Here is a 21,969-nt window from a genome sequence, read left to right on the forward strand (position 1 = left end):
GGCGGCGCGTCCCGGGGGGTGGGGGGGGTGGGGGGGCGGGGCGCGGGGGGGTTGCGGTTGGGCGCCAAACCGCAACATTTGCCGCCGATGACGTGCGGTTTGCCACCAATCGACGCCAGCCGCACGCCAGCCGCACGCCAGCCGCGCCGGTCAGGAGCGGCCGAAGAGCCGGCTGAAGAACGAGCCCGGCGCGTCGTCGCCGGCTGTCGGGTCGACAGGGTGTCCCTCGCACCACTGATCGGCCGGGACGCCCGCCCTCACCTGCGCCACGTGCGATCCGCAGCCGGCCCACGTCGTCCTGCTGCATTGGCGGCAGCGCACCGCGCGGCACACGGCGTCGTCCTCAGGCGGACGCCGCGTCGGCGGCGTCCGCGAACTCGCAGAAGGCCTCGTAGGCACGAGGGCCGTGGATGGTGGCCGGGCCGCCCTTCATCAAGAAGGTGACGCCGATGGCCTCGGCGGCCTCCTGGCGGGTGGCGCCGGCGCGCACGGCGGCCTGGGCGTGCGAGGCGATGCAGCCGTCGCAGCCTTCGACCACGCCGATGGCGAGCGCGATGAGCTCCTTGGTGCGCACGTCGAGGGAGCCGGCGGCGAAGGAGGCCTTGTGCAGCTCGCCGAAGCCCTTGTAGACGTCGGGGATGGCGCGGCGCAGCTCGCGGTGGAGCGGCGAGAGCTCGTCGAGCACGGCCTTGCCGTGGCTGCCGGGGTGGGTGGTGGTCTCGGTGGTCATGGTGGTTCCTCTCGGAGTCGGTCGGGTGTGGGTCAGTCGTGGGCGAACGTGATCGTGGGCAGTGCGCGGCGCAGCCAGGCGGGTGCCCACCAGGCGGCCGCACCGGTGAGGCGCAGCAGCACGGGCAGCAGGACGAGGCGCACGAGGAAGGCGTCGAGGAGGACGGCGACGCCCAGGATGATCCCCATCTCCTTCGGTGGCAGGGGGCCGGAGAGGGCGAAGGTGAAGAACACCGCGACCATGACCGCGCCGGCCGCGAAGATGACGCGCCCGGAGTGGGCCACGGCGCCCACCATCGCCTCGCGGGGGTCGCCGCTGCGCTCGTAGTGCTCCTTGGCGGAGGCGAGCAGGAAGACGGTGTAGTCCATCGCGATGGCGAAGATCATCGCGAAGAAGAACACCGGCGCCCACGCGTCGAGGAAGCCCTGCGACTCGAAGCCGAAGAAGCCGGCGCCCCAACCCTCCTGGAAGATCAGCCGGGCGACGCCGAAGGCCGCGGCGGTGGACAGCAGGCTCACGAGGGTGCCCAGAAGCGCGATGAGCGGCGCCTGCAGTGCCACGAGCAGGAGCAGGAAGCCGAGCGCCAGGATGACGCCGACGACGAGCGGGGTGGAGGAGTCGAGCTGGGCCTTGAGGTCGAGGTTCTCCACGGCCGCGCCCCCGACGAGCGCACCGTCCGGAAGGTCCGCGCGGAGTCGGTCGACGGTGCGCGCCAGCGCAGGGTCGGACGGGTCGACGGTGGGCACCGCCTGGATGAGTGCGTAGTCGCTGCCGTCGGGTGCGCTCACCGCGGGCATCGCCCCGGCGATCCCGCGATCGGCGCCGACGACCGCGGCGGCATCTGCGGCCGCTCCGCCGGGGACGACGATCTGCAAGGTGCCGGGCGCACCCGGGCCGAAGGCCTCCTGGACGGCGTCGTAGCCGATGCGGGCCGATGCGTCCTCGGGCAGCACCTTGATCGAGGGCATGGCCGTGGTCAGGCCGATGATGGGTGCCGCCAGGGCCAGCAGGACGACGACCGACCCGACGCCCCACACCACCGGACGACGCCACAGGTGCTCGCCCCAGGCGGCGAAGCGCGGCGAGCGGTGCTCGCCGGCGCGGACCCACGGCAGGGCGAAGCGGTTGATGCGCTCGTCGAGCGAGAACAGCACGAGCGGCAGCAGGGTGAGGGTCGCGGCCAGGACGAAGGTGACGGCGAGCATGATGCCGCCCGCCATCGAGCGGAAGGACGGCGACGGCACGAGCATCACCGCCGACAGCGAGATCAGCACCGTGGCGCCCGAGAGCAGGACGGCCTTGCCCGCGGTGTCCATCGTCTCGGCGATCGCCCGCTGGCGCGAGCCGTGCGCCCCCATGCGGGCGGCGCGGTAGCGCACGACGAGGAACAGGGCGTAGTCGATCCCGAGGGCGAGGGCGAACATCATCGCGAAGTTCATCGCCCAGATCGACACCGGCATCAGCTGGTTGATGAGCACCAGCGATCCGGCCGATGCCACGAGGCCGGCGAGCGTGAGGATCAGGGGGAGGCCGGCTGCCACCAGTGCGCCGAAGGCGAGCACGAGGATCGCCAGCGTGACCGGCCACGACAGCATCTCGGACTTCAGCATCGCGTCGAGGTTGGCTTCGTTGAAGTCCGACCACAGCAGGGAGGCGCCGGTCGGGTTCACCGTGACGCCGGCCGTGGACAGCTCCTCCAGAGGGCCCTTGACGTCGTCGGCGACGCGCACCATCTCGTTGGTGTCGACACCTGCTCCCGCGATGATCACGGCCGTGCGGCCGTCTTGGCTGATCGTCGCGCCGGGCTGGGGTGCGACGACCTGGGCGATGCGGCCGTCCGCCTCCAGGAGGCGCGTGGCTTCCGCGATCACCGCGGCGCCGGCGCCCTGGGTGACCGGGGCGTCGTCCGAGCGAACCACGACCTGGATCGCCGAGCTGGCGTTGCCGCCGAAGTGCTCCACGGCGAGCTCGCGGGCGGCCACAGAGTCGGACCCGTCGGCCTGCCAGCCGGCACCCGAGAGCTCGCTCTCGACCCTCGGGGCGAAGATCCCGAGGCCGACGATCAGGGCGACCCAGACGGCGGCGGTGATCCTCCGGTGCGACACCACCCACAGGCCGATGCGGCCCAGCGGCCCGGGGGTGACGGTCTCGTCCACCTCCGGACCGGGGTGTGGACGGGCGGCGGTGACGCTCATGGGGTCCTCCTCGTAGGGATCGCGATGGCCGATGGCGATACCCTAGGGGGTATGCAAGAATGAAGTCAAACACCCAGGGGGGTATCGTGGCCGCCCTCGACCGAAGGAGACTTCCGTGAGCACCTACACCTTGAGCACCACCGTCGCCGCGCCGTTCGAACCGACGCTGACCCGCGTGCGCGAGCAGCTCGGCGAGGTCGGTTTCGGCGTCATCACCGAGATCGACATGGCGGCGACGATGAAGGCGAAGCTGGGCGTCGACATCGCGCCCCAGGTGATCCTCGGCGCGTGTCGGCCCGGCCTCGCCCACGAGGCGATGCAGGCCGATCCGTCGATCGCCGCGATGCTGCCGTGCAACGTGGTCGTCCGCGCCGCCGGCGACGACGCGACCGTGGTCGAGACCTTCGACCCCGCCTTCATGGCCGACCTCGCCGGGGATGCGCTGCGCTCGGTGGCCGCCGATGCGGGGGAGCGTCTCGCCGCGCTGCTGGCCGCGCTCGCCCCGGGCGTCGGGCAGGATGACTGACGTGCAGCTCGAGACGGAGTCGATGAAGCCGGTCATCAACCGGATCAAGCGTGCCCAGGGGCAGCTCGCGGGCGTCGTCCGCATGCTCGAGGAGGGCCGCGAGTGCGAGGACGTCGTCACCCAGCTCGCCGCGGTCTCCAAGGCGCTGGACCGGGCCGGCTTCGCCATCGTGGCGGCCGGCCTGCAGCAGTGCATCGCCGACGGCGGCGTCGACAGCCTGGATGCGAAGAAGATGGAGAAGCTCTTCCTCTCCCTCGCCTGAGGTCCCGGGTGTGATGGGCGGGTTGTGATGGGGTGGCCCCATGACTCGGGAGCTGCTCCATCCCGCGAAGGCACGGCCGGGCGACCGCATCGCGGTGCTCTCGCCGTCCTTCGCCGCGCCTGCGATCTCGGCGACGCTGCACGAGCAGGCGATGCGTCGGCTGCGCGAGGTCACCGGACTGGAGCCGGTGGAGTACCCCACCACCCGGCAGCTCGGCGCCTCGCCCGCAGCGCGGGCCGCCGACCTCAACGCCGCCTTCGCCGATCCGCGGGTGCGGGCGATCATCGCCACGGTGGGCGGCGACGACCAGATCACCGTGATCCCGCACCTCGACGCCGACGCGGTGCGCGCCGACCCCAAGCCGTTCCTCGGCACCAGCGACAACACGAACCTGCACCAGTGGCTGTGGAGCCACGGTGTGGCCAGCTTCTACGGCGGGTCCACCCAGGTCCACCTCGGCCCGGGCCCGGCGGTGGACGACGTGCACGCGCGCTCGCTGCGAGCGGCCCTGCTCGACGGCGGCGAGCTCGAGCTCACCGAACCCGGCGAGTCCGAGGACGTCGGTCGCCCGTGGGACGACCCGCGCGCGCTCACCGAGTACGGCGATCGCGCGCCCACCGAGGAGTGGTCATGGGCCGGCCCGGCCCGGCGGGTGCGCGGTCGGTCGTGGGGCGGGTGCGTCGAGGTGCTGCAGTGGGTGCTCACGGCCGGGCGCTTCCCGTTCGGGCCCGACGCGCTGGCGGGCGGCGTCCTGCTGCTCGAGACCTCCGAGGAGCTGATGCCGGCCCGGGAAGTGGGGTGGATCGTGCGCTCGCTGGGGGAGCGCGGCCTGCTCGAGGCCGTGGACGCCGTGCTCCTGGCCCGACCGCCGGTCTCGAACCTCGAGGTGACGACGGCGGCGCCTACGGGGCGCCGGCTGCGCGAGGAGCAGCGCGACACCGTCGTGGCGGTCGTGGAGCGGTACAACCCCGGCGCGGTGGTGTGCGGCGGCGTGCCGTTCGGTCACACCCGGCCGCAGTGGATCGTCCCCCACGGCGGCCCGATCACCGTCGACGGCGCCGAGCGGCGGGTATGGGCCGACTACGGCTGAGGCGGGCCGTGCCCTTGACGAACTCTTGACGCGGCGGTGAAGCGCGGTTGAGCGGACGACGGGCACGCTCGGGTCATCCGGTGCGGCTCCCGCCGCGCCCCACTCCCTAGGAGCACCGATGCCCCGAGCGATCACCGGCGGCCTGGCCGCCCTCGCCACCACCGCCCTCACCGTCAGCCTCGCACTCGCGGCCCCGGCCCAGGCCGCCGGTCGCGACTCCGACCGCGACGGCATGCCCGACCGCTGGGAGCGCGCCCACGGTCTGCGCGTGCACGCCAAGGACGCCCGCGGCGACAAGGACCGCGACGGGCTGGTCAATCTCGCCGAGTACCGCCGCGGCCTCGACCCCCGCGACGAGGACCCCGACAACGACGGTGACGACGACGGCGACGAGGTGCGCGACAACAGTGCGACGACCAACCCGCGTGTGCGCGACACCGACCGCGACGGCGTCCTCGACGGCGACGAGGACCTCGACCGCGACGGCGTCGACAACGAGGACGAGGACGACCGCGTCGAGACCTGCGTCGCCGACGACGACGACTCCGACCGCGACGGCGTGCGCGACGAGGACGAGAACGAGCTCGGCACCTCGCCGCGGCGCGCCGACTCCGACCGCGACGGCGTGCGCGACGGTGACGAGGACAGCGACGACGACGGCGTCCTCAACGACGACGAGGACGACGATGCGCGCGACCGTTGCGGCCGCTCGCACGACGACGACGGCCCCGGTCACGACACCGGCGACGACCACGGCGGCGACCGTCCCGCGGGTGCCTCCGACGACGGCCCGAACCACGACGCCGGCGACGACCACGGCGGTCGCGGCTGACGCCCCACGATCCGCCTCATCCCGCGCCCCACACGCGGTCGATGAGGCGCTCCTGACGACAGGTGCGGCCTCTCGGGGCCGCACTTGTCGCGCTTTTCCTGCACGTGGCACGCGTTGCAACGCGTGCCACGTGCAGGAAACGCCGGTCGACCGGCGATTCCTGCACGCCCCGGCGATCAGCGGGCGAAGGCCACCACGTCGCCGACGACGCCGACGCGCACCCGGTCACCGGCGCGGAGGACGGCGTCCGCGGGGGTGCGGGCGGCGATGAGCTCGCCCGTGGCGAGGACGACGCGCACGGTGGCGTCGTGGCCGAAGAAGCTGACGTCGGCGACCTCGCCAGCCACCCCGCCCGGTCCCTCCGAGACCTGGCGGGCGATCGCGTCGCTGCCGTCGTCCGGCACGACCTGCACCTGCTCGGAGCGCACGGCCACCTGCACCTCGTCGGCCCCGCCCGAACCGCCCGAACCGCCCGCTCCGCGCGAGCCGGCGGCCCCCCGCACCGACAGCGTGCCGAGCGCGCAGCTGACGCCCGACCCGACGCGGCGACCTGGCAGCAGGGTGGCGTGGCCGAGGAAGGCCGCGACGGCGGGGTCGGCGGGCTCGAGGTAGATGCGGGTGGGGGAGTCGACCTGCAGGAAGCGTCCCTGCGCCATCACGGCCACCTGGTCGGCCAGCGACAGCGCCTCACCCTGGTCGTGGGTCACGAGCACCGCCGCGGCGCCCGCCGCCTCGAGCGCGCGGACGACGGCCCGGCCGGTGTCCTCGCGCAGGGAGGCGTCGAGGGAGGAGAAGGGTTCGTCGAGCAGCACGAGCCGCGGTCGCGGCGCGAGGGCGCGGGCGAGGGCGACGCGCTGCTGCTGACCGCCGGAGAGCTCGTGCGGGTAGCGCTCGGCGAGCTCGGGTGCGAGCTCGACGAGCTCGAGCGCCTCCGCGACCCGCGCCTGCGAGGAGCGGCGTTCGCCGCGCGGCAGGCCGAAGGCGACGTTGCGGGCCACGGTGAGGTGCGGGAACAGCGCGCCCTCCTGCGGCACGTAGCCGATGCCGCGGCGCCGGGCCGCGACGGCACGTCCCGAGCCGACGACCTCCGTGCCGGCCACCGTGATCGTGCCGGCGGCGGGCCGCACGAATCCGGCCACCGCGCGCAGCATGGTGGTCTTGCCGCACCCGGAGGGGCCGAGCACCGCGGTGACGCCGCGCTCGACGACGAGGTCGACCCCGCGCAGCACGGCGGTGCGGGCGTAGCCGGCCTCGAGCCCACGGATCTCGAGGGCCGGGCTCACCTGAGTCACGCGGGGCTCCTGAGGCTCAGCCGGGCGAGCAGCCAGGTCGACGGGACGGACAGCAGCACGAGCGCCAGCGCGTAGGGCGCGGCGGCGCCGTAGGCCACCGACGAGGCATCGGACCAGAACTGCGTGGCGAGAGTATCGGTGCCCAGCGGCGCGAGCAGCAAGGTGGCGGTGAGCTCGGTCGAGGTGGCGAGCGCCACGAGGGCCGTGGCCGTGGCCAGGCCGGGCGCCACGAGGGGCAGGGTGACGCGCCGGGCCAGCTCCAGGCCCGAGCAGCCGAGGCTGCGCCCGACGTCCTCGAGGGCGGGCGGCACCAGCTCGTAGGTGCCGCGCACGCTCACGACGGCGCGCGGCAGGAACAGGATCAGGTAGCCCGCAACGAGGAGCACCAGGGTCTGGTAGAGCGAGGGCACCGCGCGGATCGAGACGGTCACCAGGGCCAGCGCGATCACGATGCCCGGCAGGGCGCTCGCGGTGTAGACGCTGCGCTCGATCGCGGTGGTGAGCACGCCCCGGTAGCGCACGGCGAGCCAGACCACGGGCACGGCGGCCGCCGTCGTGACCACGCCGCCGAGCACGGCGAGCACCAGGGTCGAGCCGGTGGCGTCGACGAGCTCGGCGGTGTCGAGACCCGCCGAGGTGCCGCGCACGAGCCACCGCACGAGGGCCGCCACCGGCACCGCCAGCGACCACAGGGCCAGCGCCCCCAGCCCGAGGACGACGAGGGGCCGGCGTCGTCCGAGCACGACCCGCTCGGGCTCGCGGCGCGCGCCCGCACCCCCGCGGGCGCGGCGGCGGCGTCCGCGCAGGAGCGCCTCGGCGCCGAGCAGGAGGAGGCAGAACGCCACCAGGACGAGGCCGAGCAGGGTGGCCTCGGGGCCGTTGAAGCCGGTGCCGTACTGCTGCAGCACGGCGGTGGTGAGGGTGGGGTAGTTCAGCAGCTGCAGGGCGCCGTACTCGGCGAGCAGGTGCAGGCCCACCAGCAGCGCCCCGCCCAGCACCGCGGGGCTGATCGCGGGCAGCGTGACGCGGGCGAAGACGCTCCAGCCGCCGTGGCCGAGCGAGGTGGCGACCTCCTCCACCCCGGGGTCCAGGCGTCGCAGCGCGGCCACGGTGGGCAGGTAGACGAGCGGGTAGTACGAGAGCGTCACGACCATCACGGCGCCGGGGAAGCTCTGCACGAGGTGGGTGGTCGAGACCCACCCGTAGCCGTTGACGAAGGCGGGCACAGCGAGCGGCGCGCAGAGCACGCCGTGCCACCAGCCGCGTCCGCGCAGGTCCGTGCGCTCGACCAGCCAGGCGCCCGCCACGCCGATCACCGTGCTGAGCGCGGTGGCGAGCACCAGCAGGCGCGTGGTGTTCCAGAGCAGCTCGCCGATGCGGGGGCGCAGCAGGAAGTCGAGCGCCCGCTGCTGGCCCATGTCGGCCGTCGTCCACAGCACGTAGCCGAGCGGCACGAGGGTGAGCCCGGCCACCGCCAGCCCGACCAGCAGCAGCGGCAGGGCAGGCGCCGAGACCCCCCGCGTCCGGGTGGTCGCGGGGGGTGCGGTGCTCGGCGCGGTGGCCGGAGGGACGGGGGTGAGGCTCAGAGGAAGCCGACCTCCGTCATCATGTCGACGACCTTCTTGGAGTCGAGGTCGGAGACGTTGACCTGCGGCGGCTGCAGCTCGCTGAAGGGCTTCACGGGCGGGTCGAGCTGCACGGCGGGGTTGAGGGGGTACTCGAGGGCGTAGGAGTCGGCGAGCAGCTGCTGGCCCTTCTCGCCCACGAGGAAGGCGAGGAACTTCTCGGCCTCGGGCTTCATGTCGCTCGAGGCGAGGATGCCCGCACCCGAGACGCTCACGAACGCTCCGGGATCCTGGTTCGCGAAGTAGTACTGCTGGGAGGCGTTCGAGTTGTCGCCGTTCTCCTTGCGGTCGCGCTCCCAGTAGTAGTGGTAGACGATCCCGACGTCGGACTGCCCGGAGTTCACGGCCTCGAGCACCAGGTTGTTGCCGTCGTAGACGGTGCCGTTGGCCTTGATGCCCTCGAGCCAGGCCTGCGTGGCCTGCTCGCCCTCGAGGTCGAGCACGGCGGCCACGATCGCCTGGAAGTCGGCGCCCGTGGGCGAGAACGAGATCCGCCCCTTCCACTCCGGCTTCGCGAGGTCGAGGATCGAGGCCGGCAGCTCGGAGGCCTGCACCGCGGCGGTGTTGTAGACGAGGGTGGTCGAGCGCGCCACGAAGCCGGTCCACAGTCCGCTCGTGGGGCGGAACTGCGCGGGGATCGGCTCCACCAGCGAGGCGGGCAGCTTCTGGAACAGGCCCGCGGCCTCGACCTGCGACATGGCCGGGGAGTTCTCGGTGAGGAAGACGTCGGCGGGCGACGCCTTGCCCTCCTGCACGATCTGGTTCGACAGCTCGAGGTCCTTGCCGTTGCGCAGGGTGACCTCGATGCCGGTCTCCTTGGTGAACTCCGGCGCCATCTCCTCCAGCAGCTGCTCGTGCTGGGCGTTGTAGACCACGAGGGTCGGCTTGTCCTCGCTGCACGCCGCGAGGAGCGGGGTCGTCAGCGCGAGGGCGAGCGCGGCCAGGCCGGCGCGGGCGGGGAAGGTGAGGCTCATCGGACTTCCTGTCGGTCTCGTCGATGGTAGGAGGCGGATCCCAGCAGGGGCTGGGCCAGGGTCGTGTGGAGCGGCGCAGCCGGCACGAGCAGCCGCATCCGCCGGGCGGCGTGGACGACGGATGCTCGCCGGCCGGCGACACCGTGGCGGGCTGCGGCGCCGGCGCGTCGTCCGAGCGCCGGCAGGGTGTGGGCGGTGGCGACGCCGATCGCGAGCGAGAGCAGCAGCCCGGCGATCGGCGCGCGGTTCTCGAACCACGGGTAGACCTGCCAGTGCGTGAGGTAGATCCACAGCGAGGCCGAGGCGAGCTGGCCCGCGGGGCGCACGAGCAGTGCCGGCCACGGCACGGTGCGCGCCCACACCAGCAGGAGCAGGCCGGCGGCGATGAGCAGGTCGCGCTCGGGGGAAGCGGTGAAGCCGATCGCGCCGGCGAGCAGCAGGACGCTGATGAGCAGTCGCTGCGCCGGCCCGCGGGCCGCCTCGGCGGCCCAGCCCCCGGCGAAGAGCCAGGCGACGAACAGCGTCGAGTGGATGACGTCGCCCTCGTAGCCGCTCCCGACGACCCACCACCGCGGCGCCAGGGCCAGCGCGGTGAGGCCCGCCGCCAGGGCGAAGGGGTGGCGCACCTCGAGGCGACGCACCCACGGCAGGGTCGTGACGATCCCGGCGGCGAGGGTGAGCAGCACCAGCACCTCGACGAACCAGTAGTGCCAGGCGGGCTCGGTCCACCGCTGCGGCCCGAGGAGGTCGTTGAGCAGGAGCACGGTCGTCCACGGCAGGTCGCGGCGCACGAGCGCCACCGCGGCCAGGAAGAGCATCGACGGCACGGCAATGCGCGCGGCGGCGCGGACGACGCGGCGCACCCGGGCGCGGGCGTCGTCGGTGGCCACGAGCTGGAAGCGCGCGAGGTTGGCGCCGGCGAGTGCCAGCAGCACGTGGGCGCCGCCGAGCAGCACCCACACGTCGGCGTGGGAGCCCACGATGAGCACGATGGCCACCGCGCGCAGCGCGATGCCGGTCTCGAGCCGGGTGCTGCGCCACCACCTCGTCGGCCGCGGGCCGCGAGCGCGGGCTGAGGTACCCGGGCCGGCCGAGTCGGTGGTCGCGGTGCCCTGCGCTGCCCGGGCGGCGAGCTCGCGGGGAGTGCGCCGAGGCCAGTCGGCGGGCAGCGTGCCGAGGTGGCGCTCGAGGCGCAGGGCCAGCTCGACGTACGACAGCGAGTCGCCGCCGAGGTCGACGAAGCTCCGGTCGGGCCGGGCCTCGGCGCGGTGCAGCACCCGGGCGTAGAGGGCGGCGAGGTCGTCGGCGCCCACCTCCGCGGTAGTGGGGGCCGCCTCGACGTGGTCACTGGCGGCGAGTGAGGCCACCGCGGCCTGGTCGACCTTGCCGTTGGGGCGTCGCGGCAGCTCATGGACGACGGCCACCCGCACCAGGTGCGGCGGGAGCCCGGTGGCGGCGGTGACCGCCTCGAGCACCTCGCCGCCGAGCAGGGCCGGGGCCTGCGGGGCACGGACCGCCACGACCAGACGGTCGCCGTCCACGCTCTCGGCGACGGCGGCGTCGTGGCCGGCCAGGCGCAGCAGCGCCTCGACGCGGTCGAGGTCGACACGCTGGCCGAGCAGCTTGGCGAAGCGCGAGCGTCGTCCGACGATCTCGACGAGGCCGTCGGCGTCGATGCGCGCCAGGTCGCCGGTGCGCAGCTCGTCGAGGTCGGCGCCGCGCGCGAGGTCGGCGGGGTGGGTGGCGTAGCCGAGCATCACGTTGGGGCCGCGGTAGACCAGCTCGCCCACCCCGGCCGGCTGGTCGGCGCAGGGCTCCACCCGCAGCTCGCCGCCGGGGATCGCCACCCCGACTCGGCCGGGGTGGCTGAGCGCCAGGTGCGGCGGCAGGTACGCCATCCGCGCGGTGGCCTCCGTCTGGCCGTACATCACGAACAGCTCCCAGCCGTCGCGGCGCCCGCGCAGAGCCAGCTCCCGCACCCGCTCCGGTGCGAGGCGACCACCCGCCTGGGTGACCCGGCGCAGCGTCGGCAGCTCGGGCCACTGCGCGGCGGCCAGCAGGTCGAAGGTGTGGGGCACGCCGGCGAGCGTGGTGACCCCGTGTCGTCGGGCCCGCCGCCACAGCTCCGGATCAGTGACAGAGCGGTCGTCGAGGACGACGCTCGCCCCCGCGGCGAGGTGGCTGTGCAGCACCGAGAGGCCGTAGCAGTAGTCGAGCGGCAGGGTGGTCATCCCCACGTCGTCCGGGCCGAGGCCTAGGTACTCGGCGATCGCCGCGGCGTTGCTCGCCAGGTTCGCGGCCGAGAGGCGCACCAGCTTGGGGCTGCCGGTGGACCCCGAGGTGCTGAGCAGCAGCCGCAGGTCGGGGTGGAGGTCGGGGGCCGTGCGGCCGGTCGTCGTCCAGGCGCCGGCGCCGCGGCGCACCGATGCGCCGTACGCGTCGGCGAGCGTCTCGCGGTCGCTGAGCAGCACGGGGTGCCCGCCCTGCAGCGCCGCCAGCCAGGCCACCACGAAGTCGAGGTCGGACGACGGGCTCAGGTGCACCAGCTGGCGTGGGCCGAGGGCGTCGAGCCGCGACCGCTCGTCGCCCACCCGCGAGGCGAGCTCGGCGTAGGCGAGCGCGGTGCCGTCGCGCCCGACGAGCGCGAGGCCGTCGTGGGCACCCAGGGTGTCGGCGAACGACGTCGCGGCGTCGACCCTGGTGCTCCTCATGACGTCGAGGGTAAAGCAAGGCTGCCCTAAGTAGGGAGCCGGAGGTCTGTGGCGACCGTCACCCGCCGCTCATGCGGGGCCGGCGGCGTCGGCGACGATGCTCTCGGGGTCGACCGGGGCGAGCAGGAAGACCGGGATGCGTCGCTCGGTCCAGCGCGTGTAGGTGGCGTAGTTGGGCCAGACCGTGAGCATGTGCTCCCACGCGGCGCCGAGCTCGTCGCCGGTGAGCTCGCGCCAGGTGCAGGTGAGATGGCGGTGGCGGTACTCGACGTCCACGAACTCGGCGGCGCGCAGGTTGTGCGTCCATACCGGCGGCGTGGGCGCGCCGAAGTGGGAGCCCGCGATCAGCAGGCCGCCGGGAGCGCCGGGGGCGTCGGGCGCGGACGACGTGCCGGTGCCCTCCCAGGGCACGCACAGCAGCGGGGTCGTGCGCGGGATGCCGGTGCGACGACCCGGCACCGTGAGCAGCAGGTTCGGCAGGCCGGCGACGTCGAGCAGGCTCACCCGCCCGAAGGTGGCCCGCTGCAGGCGCAGATCGGTCCAGGTGATCTGCGGCAGCAGGCGGGGCAGCCACGGCTGCGCACCCAGGCGCACCGCGATCGGAGTGAGCAGGCCCATGCACCGACCCTAGGTCGTGGCCGCGCAGGCCCCCAGCCGTCAGCCGGCGGCCGGCGGCCAGCGGGCGCGGGCGGGATTCGAGCGGTGGTCGCCTGCGGTTGCCGCCGTGTTCAAGAAGGCGTCGCCGAGCGCTCCTAGCCTCCCGGCATGATCACGCGAGGTGTCGGCGGAAGCTGCCTGGTGCTGGCCGGCGGCCTCCTGACCGCCACGCTCCCGCCGTCCACCCCGGTGCTGCGCATCGCGCTGCTCGAGGAGCTCCGCTCCCACGAGTTCGGCCGCATGCTCGGCCTCGTCACCGTGCTGGCCGGACTCGGTCTCCTGGCCAGCGCCTGGATCCGGCTCTCGCGCACGATCGCCCTCGGTGAGCAGGGCACCGCCGAGCCGCGCGAGGGCGTGGCCCTCGTGCGCTTCGCCACCGCCGCCTGGACCGCGCCCCTGCTGCTCGCCCCGCCGCTGTTCTCGCGCGACGGCTGGTCGTACGCGGCCCAGGGGATGCTCGCCCACGTCGGGCTCTCGCCCTACCGCTGGGGCCCCGAGGCGCTCGTGCCGCAGGGCTTCTTCCCGCTGCCCGGCTGGCTCACCGGGCCGCCCGTCGTCCAGGCGGTCGACCCGATGTGGTTCGACACCGCCACCCCCTACGGTCCGCTGCCGCTGGTGTTCGGTTCCTTCGCCGCGGGCTTCACCGGCAACCCCTGGGTGCTCGTCGTCGCACACCGCTGCCTCGCCCTCGTGGGGCTGGCCCTGCTCGCCTGGGCAGTGCCTCGGCTGGCCCGCTGGACGGGCGTCAACCCGGCGCTGGCCGCCGCCCTCGTGCTGGCCTCGCCGCTGATGCTCGCCAACGGTGTCGCGGGCCTGCACAACGACCTGCTGGTGGTCGGCCTCATGGCCGCCGCGCTGGTGGTCGCCGCGGAGCGCGGCTGGGTCGCGGGTGCGGTGGTCGCCGGGCTCGCGGCCGGGGTCAAGGTGCCGGGCGGTCTGGTGTGCGTCGGCATCGTGCTGGTCACGCTGCCCGCGGGCGCCGCCCTGGCCGTACGGCTGCGGCGCATCGCCTCGGTGGGGGCGGTCTCGGTGGGCACCCTGCTCGCGCTCGGGGTCGTCACCGGCCTGGGCAGTGGCTGGGCGCAGGCGCTGCTCGTGCCCGGCGAGGTCAACACGCCGCTGTCGTCGACGACGCTGGTCGGCGGCTGGCTCGACTGGATGGCGGGTCTCGTGGGCGCGGGCCTCCCGCCCGCGACCTTCCTCACCGCGGTGCGCGCCCTCGGCCTGCTCGCGGCACTGGCCCTCGGCGCCTGGGTGCTCCTGCGTCGTCCCACGGGGGATCGCGGGGTGGCGCTCACCGCGACCGCGCTGACGGTGGCGGCGTTCGTCGTCCTCTCGCCCGTGGTGCACCTGTGGTACTTCCTGCTGGTGTCGCCCTTCGTGGCGGTGCTGCGCCTGCCGCGCGCGGCCGTCGGCGCCTTCGTCGGCGTCTCGCTCCTCACCGGTCTGGTGGCGCCGCTCGACTCGTCGCTGCACGGCGCCTACTACGCCATCGTGGTCGGCTCGATGACCGTGGCGCTGCTGATGCCGCTGCTGCTGCTCACCCGCGGGGCGCGGGCCCGGCTCGCGCCGGTGCTCGCCTCGCTGGCCCCCAGCGACGACGCCCCCGGCGACGAGGCCCTCGCGGGCCGGGCTGAACCGACCCGGCCGGCCGAGGCCACCCGACCGCCCCGGGATCAGCCGGCCAGTCGCGCCCGCTGATCGACGGTGTGCAGTGCGAGCATGCGCGCGACGGTCGCCTCCCAGCGATAGCCCTCCGCGCGCAGCCGCGCGGCCCGGCGCACCTGGCCCCGTGGACGACGCGCGAGTCGCAGCACCGCGTCGGCCAACCGTTCCGGCTCGGGAGCGCCCCAGGCGCCGCAGCTGCGGTCGATCAGCTCGCGTGCCCCGCCGCGGTCGGCGGTGACGACAGGCGTGCCGCTCGCGAGCGCCTCGAGCACCGCGAGGCCGAAGGTCTCGCCCGGGCACACCGACAGCGCGATGTCGGCGGCCGCGAGCCGGTCGCGCAGCGCGTCGCGCCCGTCGACGTAGCCGTGCAGGTGCACCGGTGCGCCCGCCCCGAGGGCGGCGATCTCGTCGCGGTGCGGTCCATCGCCGTAGACGTCGAGGCGCACCGGCACGCCGCGGCGGTGCAGCTCGACCGCGGTCGCCACCGCGAGATGGGGCGACTTCTCCCGCGACAGGCGTCCGGCGTGGACCAGCCGGAGCGGCTCGTCGCGATCGGGTGCGGCGACCTCCGGCAACCCGGTCTCGTCGAGGTCGCGGCGCAGCCGGCGTCGCTCCGCCTCCTGCAGCGGGCTGAAGGTCTCCAGGTCGACGCCGAGCGGCACCCGCACCACCTCGCACCCCGCCGACAGCGCGACCTCGCGGAACTCGTCCTCGGCGTAGGAGGAGGTCACCACCACAGTGTCGAAGCTGCGCACGAGCAGGCGGTTGAGCAGGCCCACCGACGCCTTGGAGGTGGCGTCGAGGCCGGTGCGCATCGCCATCATGTCGCTCATCCGCTCGTGGCTCAGCAGCACGCTGCGCACGCCGTTGCGCCGCGCCCACCAGGCCACGGGCAGCAGGGTGAGCTTGTCGCTCCACTCGACACTGGTGGGCCGCCACCGCTCCAGCACCTCGGTGACGCGCCAGGGCTCGACGATGAGCCGGTAGCCGCCGCCGACCCGCGGCGCCCGCAGCTGGACGACGTCGCCCAGCGCAGTGCTGCTCACGGTGTCGACGGGCCCGGGGATCACCAGCAGGCGCTCCGCGCCGGCGTCCACGTAGCCCCGGCCGAGCTGCTCGATCGCGGTCCGCATCCCTCCCGAGGTCGAGCCGACGAAGTTGGCGAGTTGGGCGATGCGCACGGCCGCCACTGTGCTGCAGGAGGGTGAACCCCTCTCCACCGCACGGTTGACGGGGGCGGAAGGATGAGGGCGTGAGCAATCCCGAGCCGCGGCCGGACGAGCTGCACTGCACGGCGGTCGAGGCCGCACGCCCCGAGCTGATGACGCCCCGCGAGGTGCCGCTCGGCGGTCCGCGGGCGATGTCGGTGCGCCGCACCCTGCCTCAGCGCGGTCGCTCGCTCATCGGCGCCTGGTGCTTCCTCGACCACTACGGGCCCGACCTCGTCGGCGACACCGGCGGCATGGTGGTCGCCCCGCACCCCCACACCGGCCTGCAGACCGTCAGCTGGCTCTTCGCCGGCGAGGTCGAGCACCGCGACAGCGCCGGCAACGTGGCGATGGTGCGCCCCGGCGAGGTCAACCTCATGACCGCCGGGCACGGCATCAGCCACTCGGAGGTCTCGACGCCGGCCACCGACGTGCTCCACGGCGCCCAGCTCTGGGTCGCCCTCCCGGACGACGCCCGCGACACCGCGCCGGGCTTCCAGCACCACGCGCCCGAGGAGGTCGTCGGCACCGGCTGGCGGGCCCGGGTCTTCCTCGGCTCGCTGCTCGGCTCCACCTCCCCGGTCGCCACGGCCACGCCGCTGCTCGGCGCCGAGATCGTGCTCGAGCCGCACGGCGTCCTCGACCTCGCCGCGCCCCTCCCCGGGGGAGGGGGAGGCGTCGAGGTGTCCTTCGAGCTGGGCGTGCTCGTCGACACGGGCGGGATCACCGCGGCGGGTGTGCCCGCGTCGTCCGCCGACCTGGTGTTCGTGCCGCCGCACACCGCCGACCTCCGCCTCGAGGCGGGGCCCGAGGGCGCGCGCGTGCTGCTGATCGGCGGGCCCCCGTTCGGCGAGTCGATCGTGATGTGGTGGAACTTCGTGGGCCGCAGCCACGACGAGATCGTGGCCTTCCGGGAGCAGTGGCAGAGCCAGGTGCTCGACCCCGACCGCCCCGGCGAGGTCGTCGCCTCGGGCGGGCTGGTGGCGGCCGGCCGGTTCGGCGTCGTCCCGGGCCAGCCGCTGCCGCCCATCCCCGCCCCCGCGCTGCCCAACGCCCGCCTGCGCGAGCGCCGGTGACCGGCATGACCCGCGGGCTCACCTGGTTGGTGGGCTTCCAGCTCCTCGGCGAGCTGGTCTCCCGGGTGCTCGACCTGCCGGTTCCCGGGCCGATCATCGGCATGCTGCTGCTCTTCGTGGTCCTGCGTCGCCGTGGCACCGGTGACGACGCCCCGGTCGTGCGCGCGAGCACCGCCGTGCTGCGCCACCTGCAGCTGCTCTTCGTGCCGGCGGGCGTCGGCGTGGTGGCCTACCTGGGCGTGATCGGCGAGCACGCCCTCGCGATCGCGGTGGCGCTGCTCGGTTCCTGGCTGCTGGGCCTGGCCGCCGTCGGGTGGACGACGCAGGGCCTCGAGCGCCTGCTCAACCGGCGTCCCGGCACCGGAGCGGCGTCGTGAGCGCCCTGGCCGTCACGCTGCACCACGCCCTCACCGAGGTCGAGGACGTCGCCCGCTCGCCGCTCGCGCTCATCGGCGTCACCCTCGCGGCCTACCAGGTGGGCCGACGCCTCCAGGAGCGCTCGGGGGGCCACCCGCTGGCGCAGCCGGTGATCGTGGCGATCGCGGTGGTCGCGGCGTGGATCGGCGCGCTGGGCGTCGACTACGCCGACTACCGCTCCGATGTCGAGGTGATCGCCTTCTGGCTGGGGCCGGCCACCGTCGCCCTCGCCGTGCCGCTGCACCGGCAGGCCGATCGCCTGCGCGGCTTCGTGGTGCCGATGCTCGTGGCGGTCACCGTCGGCGCCGTCGTCTCCATCGTCAGCGCCGTGCTGCTGGCGCGCATGCTCGGCGCGGGCGAGGCCATCGAGCGCACCGTGGCCACCAAGGCGGCCACCACGCCGGTGGCCATCGCGATCACCGACTCCCTCGGCGGGATTCCGCCGCTGGCAGCGGTGTTCGCCATCCTCACCGGCATCGTCAGCGCGGTCACGGCTCCCTGGCTGCTCGACCGCCTCGGGGTGCGCGACCTGCGGGCCCGCGGCTTCGCCGTGGGCGCGGTCTCCCACGGCATCGGCGCCTCGCGGATGCTGCGCGAGAGCGAGACGGAGGGCGCCTTCGCGGGTCTCGCGATGGGGCTCTCCGCGCTCGCCATCAGCCTGCTCGTGCCGCTCTGCGCGCTGTTCCTCTTCTGAGATCGGGCGCCGACTACGGTGGCGCCATGAGTGACGAGCGCCACCAGTCCCGCGTGGCCCACGGCCCCCAGGGGCACCGCGTGCACGCCTTCGCCGACGACGCCCTCGGCGACCTCGACGCCGTCGGCGTGGCCGAGCGGCTGGAGTCGGGCGCGGTCAGCGCCGAGGAAGTCGTCGAGGCCGCGATCGCCCGCGTCGAGTCCGTCGATGCCCGCCTCGGCGCGCTCGCGCACCGCTCCTACGAGCGCGCGCGGCGCGACGCGCGTCGTCCGCGAGGTTCGTTCCTCGGCGGAGTGCCCACGGTCGTCAAGGACAACGTCGACGTCGGGGGCATGCCCACGATGGCCGGCACCGACGCGTGGACGCCGCACCCGGCCCGCCACGACGGCGCCTTCGCCGCGATGTACCTCGGCACCGGACTGGTGCCGCTCGGCAAGTCGCAGCTCTCGGAGTACGGCTTCAGTGCCTCGGCCGAGCACCCGCGCCTCGGGCCGGTGCGCAGCCCCTGGGACACCACCCGCTCCTCGGGCGCCTCGAGTGCGGGCTCCGCCGCCCTGGTCGCGGCGGGTGCCGTGCCGATCGCCCACGCCAACGACGGCGGCGGCTCGATCCGGATCCCGGCCGCCGTCAACGGCCTGGTCGGGCTCAAGCCCACCCGCGGGCGTCTCGCCCAGGACCGCACCTTCCAGCAGATGCCCGTGCGCATCGTCGCCGACGGCGTCCTCACCCGATCGGTGCGCGACACCGCGGCCTTCTACCGCGAGGCCGAGCGGCTGCACCGGGCGCTGCACCTGCCGCCGATCGGCGACCTGACCCGGCCGGTGCGCCGGCGTCTGCACGTCGCGCTCAACACCTCCGGCATCGACCGCGGCGCCGACGCCGAGACCCGGGCCCTGACCGAGCAGACCGCCGCGCTGCTGGAGGACCTCGGCCACACGGTCACCGAGACCGACGTCCCCGCGCCCGCGAGCCTCCCCGACGACTTCCTGCTCTACTGGGCCTTCCTGGCCCAGTTCATGCTCGGCAGCGGTCGCCTCGCCCACGGTCGCGGCTGGACCCCCGATCGTCACGACCGCCTCACCGTGGGGCTGGCCCGCCACGCCCGCCGCCACCTCCACCGGCTCCCGGGCGCGATCACCCGGCTGAAGCGGGCCGCGGCCCAGGCGGAGATCCACCACGAGAAGTACGACGTCACCCTCACCCCGACGCTCGCTACCGCCACCCCCCGACTCGGCCACCTCGACCCCACCCAGCCATACGAGGTGATCGTCGAGCGCCTGATGGACTGGGTCGCCTTCACGCCGTGGCACAACATCACCGGACAGCCGGCCATCTCCCTGCCCCTCGCCACCACCGCCGCGGGTCTGCCGCAGGGGATGATGTTCGGCGCCGCGTCGGGCCAGGAGGGCCTGCTCATCGAGCTCGCCTACGAGCTCGAGCAGGCCCGTCCGTTCGCCCGCATCCAGGACGACGCACCGCGCGAGGAGGCCGCCGCACCGGGCGCCTGAGGGCCGCGGGAAGGGGGCGTCACGGCCGGTGCTCGGCCCCGATTTCGCGGCGGCGCGCGGTGCGCTGTATGGTTCTGCGGCGTTGCCCCTTTAGCTCAGTCGGCAGAGCGTCTCCATGGTAAGGAGAAGGTCTACGGTTCGATTCCGTAAAGGGGCTCGGAGACGGGGCGCCAGCCGCACGGTCCGCAGAGCGGTCCACTGCGGCGGCGCCCCACTCACGTGGCGGGATAGCTCAGACGGTTAGAGCGCACGACTCATAATCGTGAGGTCACGGGTTCGATCCCCGTTCCCGCTACCAGCCCCGCACACCACCCGCAATCGAAGGACTCTCCGTGGCCAGCAAGAGCAGCGACGTCCGCCCGAAGATCACGCTCGCCTGCGTGGACTGCAAGGAGCGGAACTACATCACCAAGAAGAACCGCCGCAACGACCCCGACCGCATCGAGCTGAAGAAGTTCTGCCCGCGTTGCCGCACCCACACCGCGCACCGCGAGACCCGCTGATCCCAGCGGTCGCGCCCAGCACCTCCAGCGCCGCGCGCGCTGCCGACGGCCCGTCGTCCCCCGTGGACGACGGGCCGTCGCCGTTCCCGGGCCCCTCCGCCGCCGCGGCACCAGCGGCCTAGGGTGGAGCCATGGGCATCGACGCCGCGCTCGCCGGGCGCACCTTCCCCCCGACCGCGCCCTACGCGGTCACCGCGGAGCACGTGGCCACCTTCGCGGCCGCGGTCGGCCATCCCGGCGGTGGTGCGGCCGAGCAGCTGCCGCCCACCTACCCGATCGTGGTGACCTTCGCCGCGCTGCAGCAGTTCCTCGACGCCGAACAGGTCGAGCTCTCGCGCATCGTGCACGGCGACCAGCGATTCGTGTACGAGCGGCCGGTGCGGGTCGGCGACGTGCTCACAGCCACCCTCACGGTCACCGGCGTGCGCAGCATCGGCGGCAGCGACATCGTGAGCACCAGCAGCGCCATCACCGACGCCGAGGGCGCGCTCGTCGCCACGGCCGGCGCGACCATCGTGCACCGCGGGGAGGAGGCGTGAACGCCGGCGAGACCCTCGGGCCGGTGACCTTCGCCGTCACCCGCGCCGACCTCGTCGCCTACGCCGTCGCCAGCGGCGACCATAACCCCATCCACGTCGACGAGTCGGTGGCGCTCGCCGTCGGCCTGCCCGGCGTGATCGCGCACGGCATGTACACCCTGGCGCTGGTCGGCCGCGCGGTCGCCGAGTGGACCGGCGGCGCCGAGGTGGTCGAGCTCGGCGGCAAGTTCGTCGCCCCTGTCGTCGTGCCCGCCGAGGGTGCCGCCGAGGTCACCGTGGCCGGCACCGTCGGCGAGGTCGACGCCGACGGCCTGCGCGCCCTCGCCCTCGAGGTCACCGTCGAGGGCCGCAAGGTGATCGGCGCTCCCAAGGCGATCGTCCGTGCCTGACCAGCCTGACCAGCCTGACCAGCCCGGCCGGACCGTCGCGCTCGCCGACCTCACCACCCTGCGCCTCGGCGGACCGGCCCGGCGCTACGTCCGGGTCGAGGACGACGCCGCACTGATCGCCGCGGTCGGGGAGGCCGACGCCGCCGGCGAGCCGCTGCTCGTGGTGGGCGGGGGCAGCAACCTCGTCGTGGCCGACGACGGCGTCGCGGGCACCGTCGTCCACGTGGCCGGGCGGGGGGTGCGGGTCGTCGACGACGGCTGCGGCGTCGTCGAGGTCTCGGTGGCCGCCGGTGAGCCGTGGGACGACCTCGTCGCCCGAGCGGTCGCGGAGGGCTGGGTGGGCCTCGAGGCGCTGGCCGGCATCCCCGGCACCACCGGCGCCACCCCCGTGCAGAACGTCGGCGCCTACGGCCAGGAGGTGGCCGACACGATCGCGCGCGTGCGGGTGTGGGACCGCGTGCTGCGCGGCGAACGCACCTTCACCGCAGCCGAGTGCCGCTTCGGCTACCGCACGTCGCGCTTCAAGGCCGACCGCCTCGACGCGTGGGGCGGGCGGCACGTCGTCCTCGAGGTCACGTTCGCCTTCCATCCCGGTGACCTGTCCGCGCCGGTGCGCTACGCCGAGCTGGCGCGCACGCTGGGCGTGGAGCCGGGGGAGCGGGCCCCCCTGGCCGAGGTGCGCGAGGCGGTGCTGGGCCTGCGCCGCGGCAAGGGCATGGTGCTCGACGCCGCCGAGCACGACACGTGGAGCGCCGGCTCGTTCTTCACCAACCCTGTGCTCGCCCCCGATCAGGTGCCGGACGGCGCCCCCGCCTACGCCCAGCCCGACGGCACGGTGAAGACCAGCGCCGCCTGGCTCATCGAGCAGGCGGGATTCGGACGCGGGTTCGGCCTGGACCGCGAGCCCGCGCGCGTGTCGCTCTCGACGCGCCACACGCTGGCGCTGACGCACCGGGGTGGCGGCACCACCGAGGAGCTCCTCGCCCTCGCGCGCGAGGTGCGCGACGGCGTGCGTGCGCGCTTCGGCGTCGAGCTCGTCAACGAGCCGGTGCTCGTCGGCTGCGCGCTCTGAA

At 74.4% G+C, this 21,969-nt stretch carries 21 protein-coding genes and 2 tRNA genes; 15 read left to right on the top strand and 8 right to left on the bottom strand.

All coding sequences use genetic code 11. From position 1 onward, the window contains the following. Positions 1 to 343: 343 nt before the first annotated feature. Both ACERUN_RS07400 and ACERUN_RS07405 read right to left on the bottom strand, forming a co-directional pair. Positions 344 to 730, bottom strand: coding sequence for a carboxymuconolactone decarboxylase family protein (locus tag ACERUN_RS07400; RefSeq protein WP_370289224.1), 387 nt, complete (start codon positions 728 to 730; stop codon positions 344 to 346). A gap of 32 nt (positions 731 to 762) precedes the next feature. Next, positions 763 to 2,925: an MMPL family transporter gene (locus ACERUN_RS07405; RefSeq protein ID WP_370289226.1), complete on the bottom strand. Its 2,163-nt coding sequence runs from the start codon at positions 2,923 to 2,925 to the stop codon at positions 763 to 765. Positions 2,926 to 3,040: 115 nt separating this feature from the next. Between ACERUN_RS07405 and ACERUN_RS07410 the strand changes: the two genes are divergently transcribed. The 4 genes from ACERUN_RS07410 (at position 3,041) to ACERUN_RS07425 (ending at position 5,635) form a co-directional block, all read left to right on the top strand. Then, positions 3,041 to 3,451, top strand: a complete 411-nt coding sequence (locus ACERUN_RS07410; protein ID WP_370289227.1) for a DUF302 domain-containing protein — start codon at positions 3,041 to 3,043, stop codon at positions 3,449 to 3,451. Continuing rightward, positions 3,444 to 3,713 carry a metal-sensitive transcriptional regulator gene (locus ACERUN_RS07415; RefSeq protein ID WP_370289228.1) on the top strand — a complete coding sequence of 90 codons (270 nt, stop codon included), beginning with the start codon at positions 3,444 to 3,446 and terminating at the stop codon, positions 3,711 to 3,713. The genes ACERUN_RS07410 and ACERUN_RS07415 overlap by 8 nt, the downstream gene beginning before the upstream one ends. Before the next feature lie 40 nt (positions 3,714 to 3,753). After that, a complete protein-coding gene (locus ACERUN_RS07420; protein ID WP_370289229.1) occupies positions 3,754 to 4,803 on the top strand; it encodes an LD-carboxypeptidase in 1,050 nt (349 codons plus the stop codon). A 118-nt stretch (positions 4,804 to 4,921) separates the two neighbouring features. Further along, on the top strand, positions 4,922 to 5,635 hold the full coding sequence (locus ACERUN_RS07425) for a hypothetical protein (RefSeq protein ID WP_370289230.1): 714 nt from the start codon (positions 4,922 to 4,924) through the stop codon (positions 5,633 to 5,635). A 176-nt stretch (positions 5,636 to 5,811) separates the two neighbouring features. Here ACERUN_RS07425 and ACERUN_RS07430 read toward each other — a convergent pair whose 3' ends face one another. The 5 genes from ACERUN_RS07430 to ACERUN_RS07450 form a co-directional block, all read right to left on the bottom strand. Beyond that, a complete protein-coding gene (locus ACERUN_RS07430; RefSeq protein WP_370289232.1) occupies positions 5,812 to 6,927 on the bottom strand; it encodes an ABC transporter ATP-binding protein in 1,116 nt (371 codons plus the stop codon). Beyond that, positions 6,924 to 8,399, bottom strand: a complete 1,476-nt coding sequence (locus tag ACERUN_RS07435; RefSeq protein ID WP_370289233.1) for an ABC transporter permease — start codon at positions 8,397 to 8,399, stop codon at positions 6,924 to 6,926. Before ACERUN_RS07435 ends, ACERUN_RS07430 begins: the two co-directional genes overlap by 4 nt. Positions 8,400 to 8,509: 110 nt before the next feature. Then, entirely contained in the window at positions 8,510 to 9,526 is a 1,017-nt protein-coding gene (locus ACERUN_RS07440; RefSeq protein ID WP_370289234.1) for an iron ABC transporter substrate-binding protein, read from the bottom strand. After that, on the bottom strand, positions 9,523 to 12,237 hold the full coding sequence (locus ACERUN_RS07445; RefSeq protein ID WP_370289236.1) for an AMP-binding protein: 2,715 nt from the start codon (positions 12,235 to 12,237) through the stop codon (positions 9,523 to 9,525). Before ACERUN_RS07445 ends, ACERUN_RS07440 begins: the two co-directional genes overlap by 4 nt. A 69-nt stretch (positions 12,238 to 12,306) precedes the next feature. Next, entirely contained in the window at positions 12,307 to 12,855 is a 549-nt protein-coding gene (locus ACERUN_RS07450) for a nitroreductase family deazaflavin-dependent oxidoreductase (protein WP_370289239.1), read from the bottom strand. Between the two features lie 147 nt (positions 12,856 to 13,002). Between ACERUN_RS07450 and mptB the strand changes: the two genes are divergently transcribed. Then, positions 13,003 to 14,595 (top strand): polyprenol phosphomannose-dependent alpha 1,6 mannosyltransferase MptB, encoded by a 1,593-nt coding sequence (gene mptB, locus ACERUN_RS07455; RefSeq protein ID WP_370289240.1) that lies wholly within the window; start codon positions 13,003 to 13,005, stop codon positions 14,593 to 14,595. Here mptB and ACERUN_RS07460 read toward each other — a convergent pair. Beyond that, on the bottom strand, positions 14,571 to 15,743 hold the full coding sequence (locus tag ACERUN_RS07460; protein WP_370289241.1) for a glycosyltransferase: 1,173 nt from the start codon (positions 15,741 to 15,743) through the stop codon (positions 14,571 to 14,573). The genes mptB and ACERUN_RS07460 overlap by 25 nt on opposite strands. Before the next feature lie 71 nt (positions 15,744 to 15,814). Here ACERUN_RS07460 and ACERUN_RS07465 point away from each other — a divergent pair, with 71 nt between their 5' ends. The 10 genes from ACERUN_RS07465 to ACERUN_RS07510 all read left to right on the top strand — a co-directional run bounded on the left by ACERUN_RS07465 (position 15,815) and on the right by ACERUN_RS07510 (position 21,968). Next, positions 15,815 to 16,846 (top strand): pirin family protein, encoded by a 1,032-nt coding sequence (locus tag ACERUN_RS07465; RefSeq protein WP_370289242.1) that lies wholly within the window; start codon positions 15,815 to 15,817, stop codon positions 16,844 to 16,846. 5 nt (positions 16,847 to 16,851) lie between these two features. Beyond that, the gene (locus tag ACERUN_RS07470) at positions 16,852 to 17,223 is read left to right on the top strand and encodes a CidA/LrgA family protein (RefSeq protein ID WP_370289243.1); all 372 of its coding nucleotides are present in this window, start codon (positions 16,852 to 16,854) and stop codon (positions 17,221 to 17,223) included. Next, the gene (locus ACERUN_RS07475) at positions 17,220 to 17,957 is read left to right on the top strand and encodes an LrgB family protein (protein WP_370289245.1); all 738 of its coding nucleotides are present in this window, start codon (positions 17,220 to 17,222) and stop codon (positions 17,955 to 17,957) included. Before ACERUN_RS07470 ends, ACERUN_RS07475 begins: the two co-directional genes overlap by 4 nt. Positions 17,958 to 17,983: 26 nt before the next feature. After that, positions 17,984 to 19,465 (top strand): amidase, encoded by a 1,482-nt coding sequence (locus ACERUN_RS07480; protein ID WP_370289246.1) that lies wholly within the window; start codon positions 17,984 to 17,986, stop codon positions 19,463 to 19,465. Between the two features lie 84 nt (positions 19,466 to 19,549). Next, positions 19,550 to 19,622: transfer RNA gene (locus tag ACERUN_RS07485), tRNA-Thr, on the top strand. A gap of 64 nt (positions 19,623 to 19,686) precedes the next feature. Continuing rightward, positions 19,687 to 19,763 (top strand) — tRNA-Met (locus ACERUN_RS07490). Between the two features lie 34 nt (positions 19,764 to 19,797). Further along, positions 19,798 to 19,968 carry a 50S ribosomal protein L33 gene (rpmG, locus tag ACERUN_RS07495; RefSeq protein WP_056887613.1) on the top strand — a complete coding sequence of 57 codons (171 nt, stop codon included), beginning with the start codon at positions 19,798 to 19,800 and terminating at the stop codon, positions 19,966 to 19,968. Between the two features lie 131 nt (positions 19,969 to 20,099). Further along, the gene (locus ACERUN_RS07500) at positions 20,100 to 20,507 is read left to right on the top strand and encodes a MaoC family dehydratase N-terminal domain-containing protein (protein WP_370289247.1); all 408 of its coding nucleotides are present in this window, start codon (positions 20,100 to 20,102) and stop codon (positions 20,505 to 20,507) included. Next, a complete protein-coding gene (locus tag ACERUN_RS07505; protein WP_370289248.1) occupies positions 20,504 to 20,896 on the top strand; it encodes a MaoC/PaaZ C-terminal domain-containing protein in 393 nt (130 codons plus the stop codon). The genes ACERUN_RS07500 and ACERUN_RS07505 overlap by 4 nt, the downstream gene beginning before the upstream one ends. Next, on the top strand, positions 20,889 to 21,968 hold the full coding sequence (locus ACERUN_RS07510) for a UDP-N-acetylmuramate dehydrogenase (RefSeq protein ID WP_370289249.1): 1,080 nt from the start codon (positions 20,889 to 20,891) through the stop codon (positions 21,966 to 21,968). The genes ACERUN_RS07505 and ACERUN_RS07510 overlap by 8 nt, the downstream gene beginning before the upstream one ends. Position 21,969 lies beyond the last annotated feature (1 nt).

The organism is Nocardioides sp. (assembly GCF_964229035.1).
Taxonomy (GTDB): domain Bacteria; phylum Actinomycetota; class Actinomycetes; order Propionibacteriales; family Nocardioidaceae; genus Nocardioides.

What these genes read in the sequence shown, in the direction of transcription:
- ACERUN_RS07400 (WP_370289224.1), bottom strand. Translation starts at nt 730, where the DNA reads ATGACCACCGAGACCACCACCCACCCCGGCAGCCACGGCAAGGCCGTG.
- ACERUN_RS07405 (WP_370289226.1), bottom strand. Translation starts at nt 2,925, where the DNA reads ATGAGCGTCACCGCCGCCCGTCCACACCCCGGTCCGGAGGTGGACGAG.
- ACERUN_RS07415 (WP_370289228.1), top strand. Translation starts at nt 3,444, where the DNA reads ATGACTGACGTGCAGCTCGAGACGGAGTCGATGAAGCCGGTCATCAAC.
- ACERUN_RS07420 (WP_370289229.1), top strand. Translation starts at nt 3,754, where the DNA reads ATGACTCGGGAGCTGCTCCATCCCGCGAAGGCACGGCCGGGCGACCGC.
- ACERUN_RS07425 (WP_370289230.1), top strand. Translation starts at nt 4,922, where the DNA reads ATGCCCCGAGCGATCACCGGCGGCCTGGCCGCCCTCGCCACCACCGCC.
- ACERUN_RS07440 (WP_370289234.1), bottom strand. Translation starts at nt 9,526, where the DNA reads ATGAGCCTCACCTTCCCCGCCCGCGCCGGCCTGGCCGCGCTCGCCCTC.
- ACERUN_RS07445 (WP_370289236.1), bottom strand. Translation starts at nt 12,237, where the DNA reads ATGAGGAGCACCAGGGTCGACGCCGCGACGTCGTTCGCCGACACCCTG.
- ACERUN_RS07450 (WP_370289239.1), bottom strand. Translation starts at nt 12,855, where the DNA reads ATGGGCCTGCTCACTCCGATCGCGGTGCGCCTGGGTGCGCAGCCGTGG.
- mptB (WP_370289240.1), top strand. Translation starts at nt 13,003, where the DNA reads ATGATCACGCGAGGTGTCGGCGGAAGCTGCCTGGTGCTGGCCGGCGGC.
- ACERUN_RS07470 (WP_370289243.1), top strand. Translation starts at nt 16,852, where the DNA reads ATGACCCGCGGGCTCACCTGGTTGGTGGGCTTCCAGCTCCTCGGCGAG.
- ACERUN_RS07480 (WP_370289246.1), top strand. Translation starts at nt 17,984, where the DNA reads ATGAGTGACGAGCGCCACCAGTCCCGCGTGGCCCACGGCCCCCAGGGG.
- ACERUN_RS07500 (WP_370289247.1), top strand. Translation starts at nt 20,100, where the DNA reads ATGGGCATCGACGCCGCGCTCGCCGGGCGCACCTTCCCCCCGACCGCG.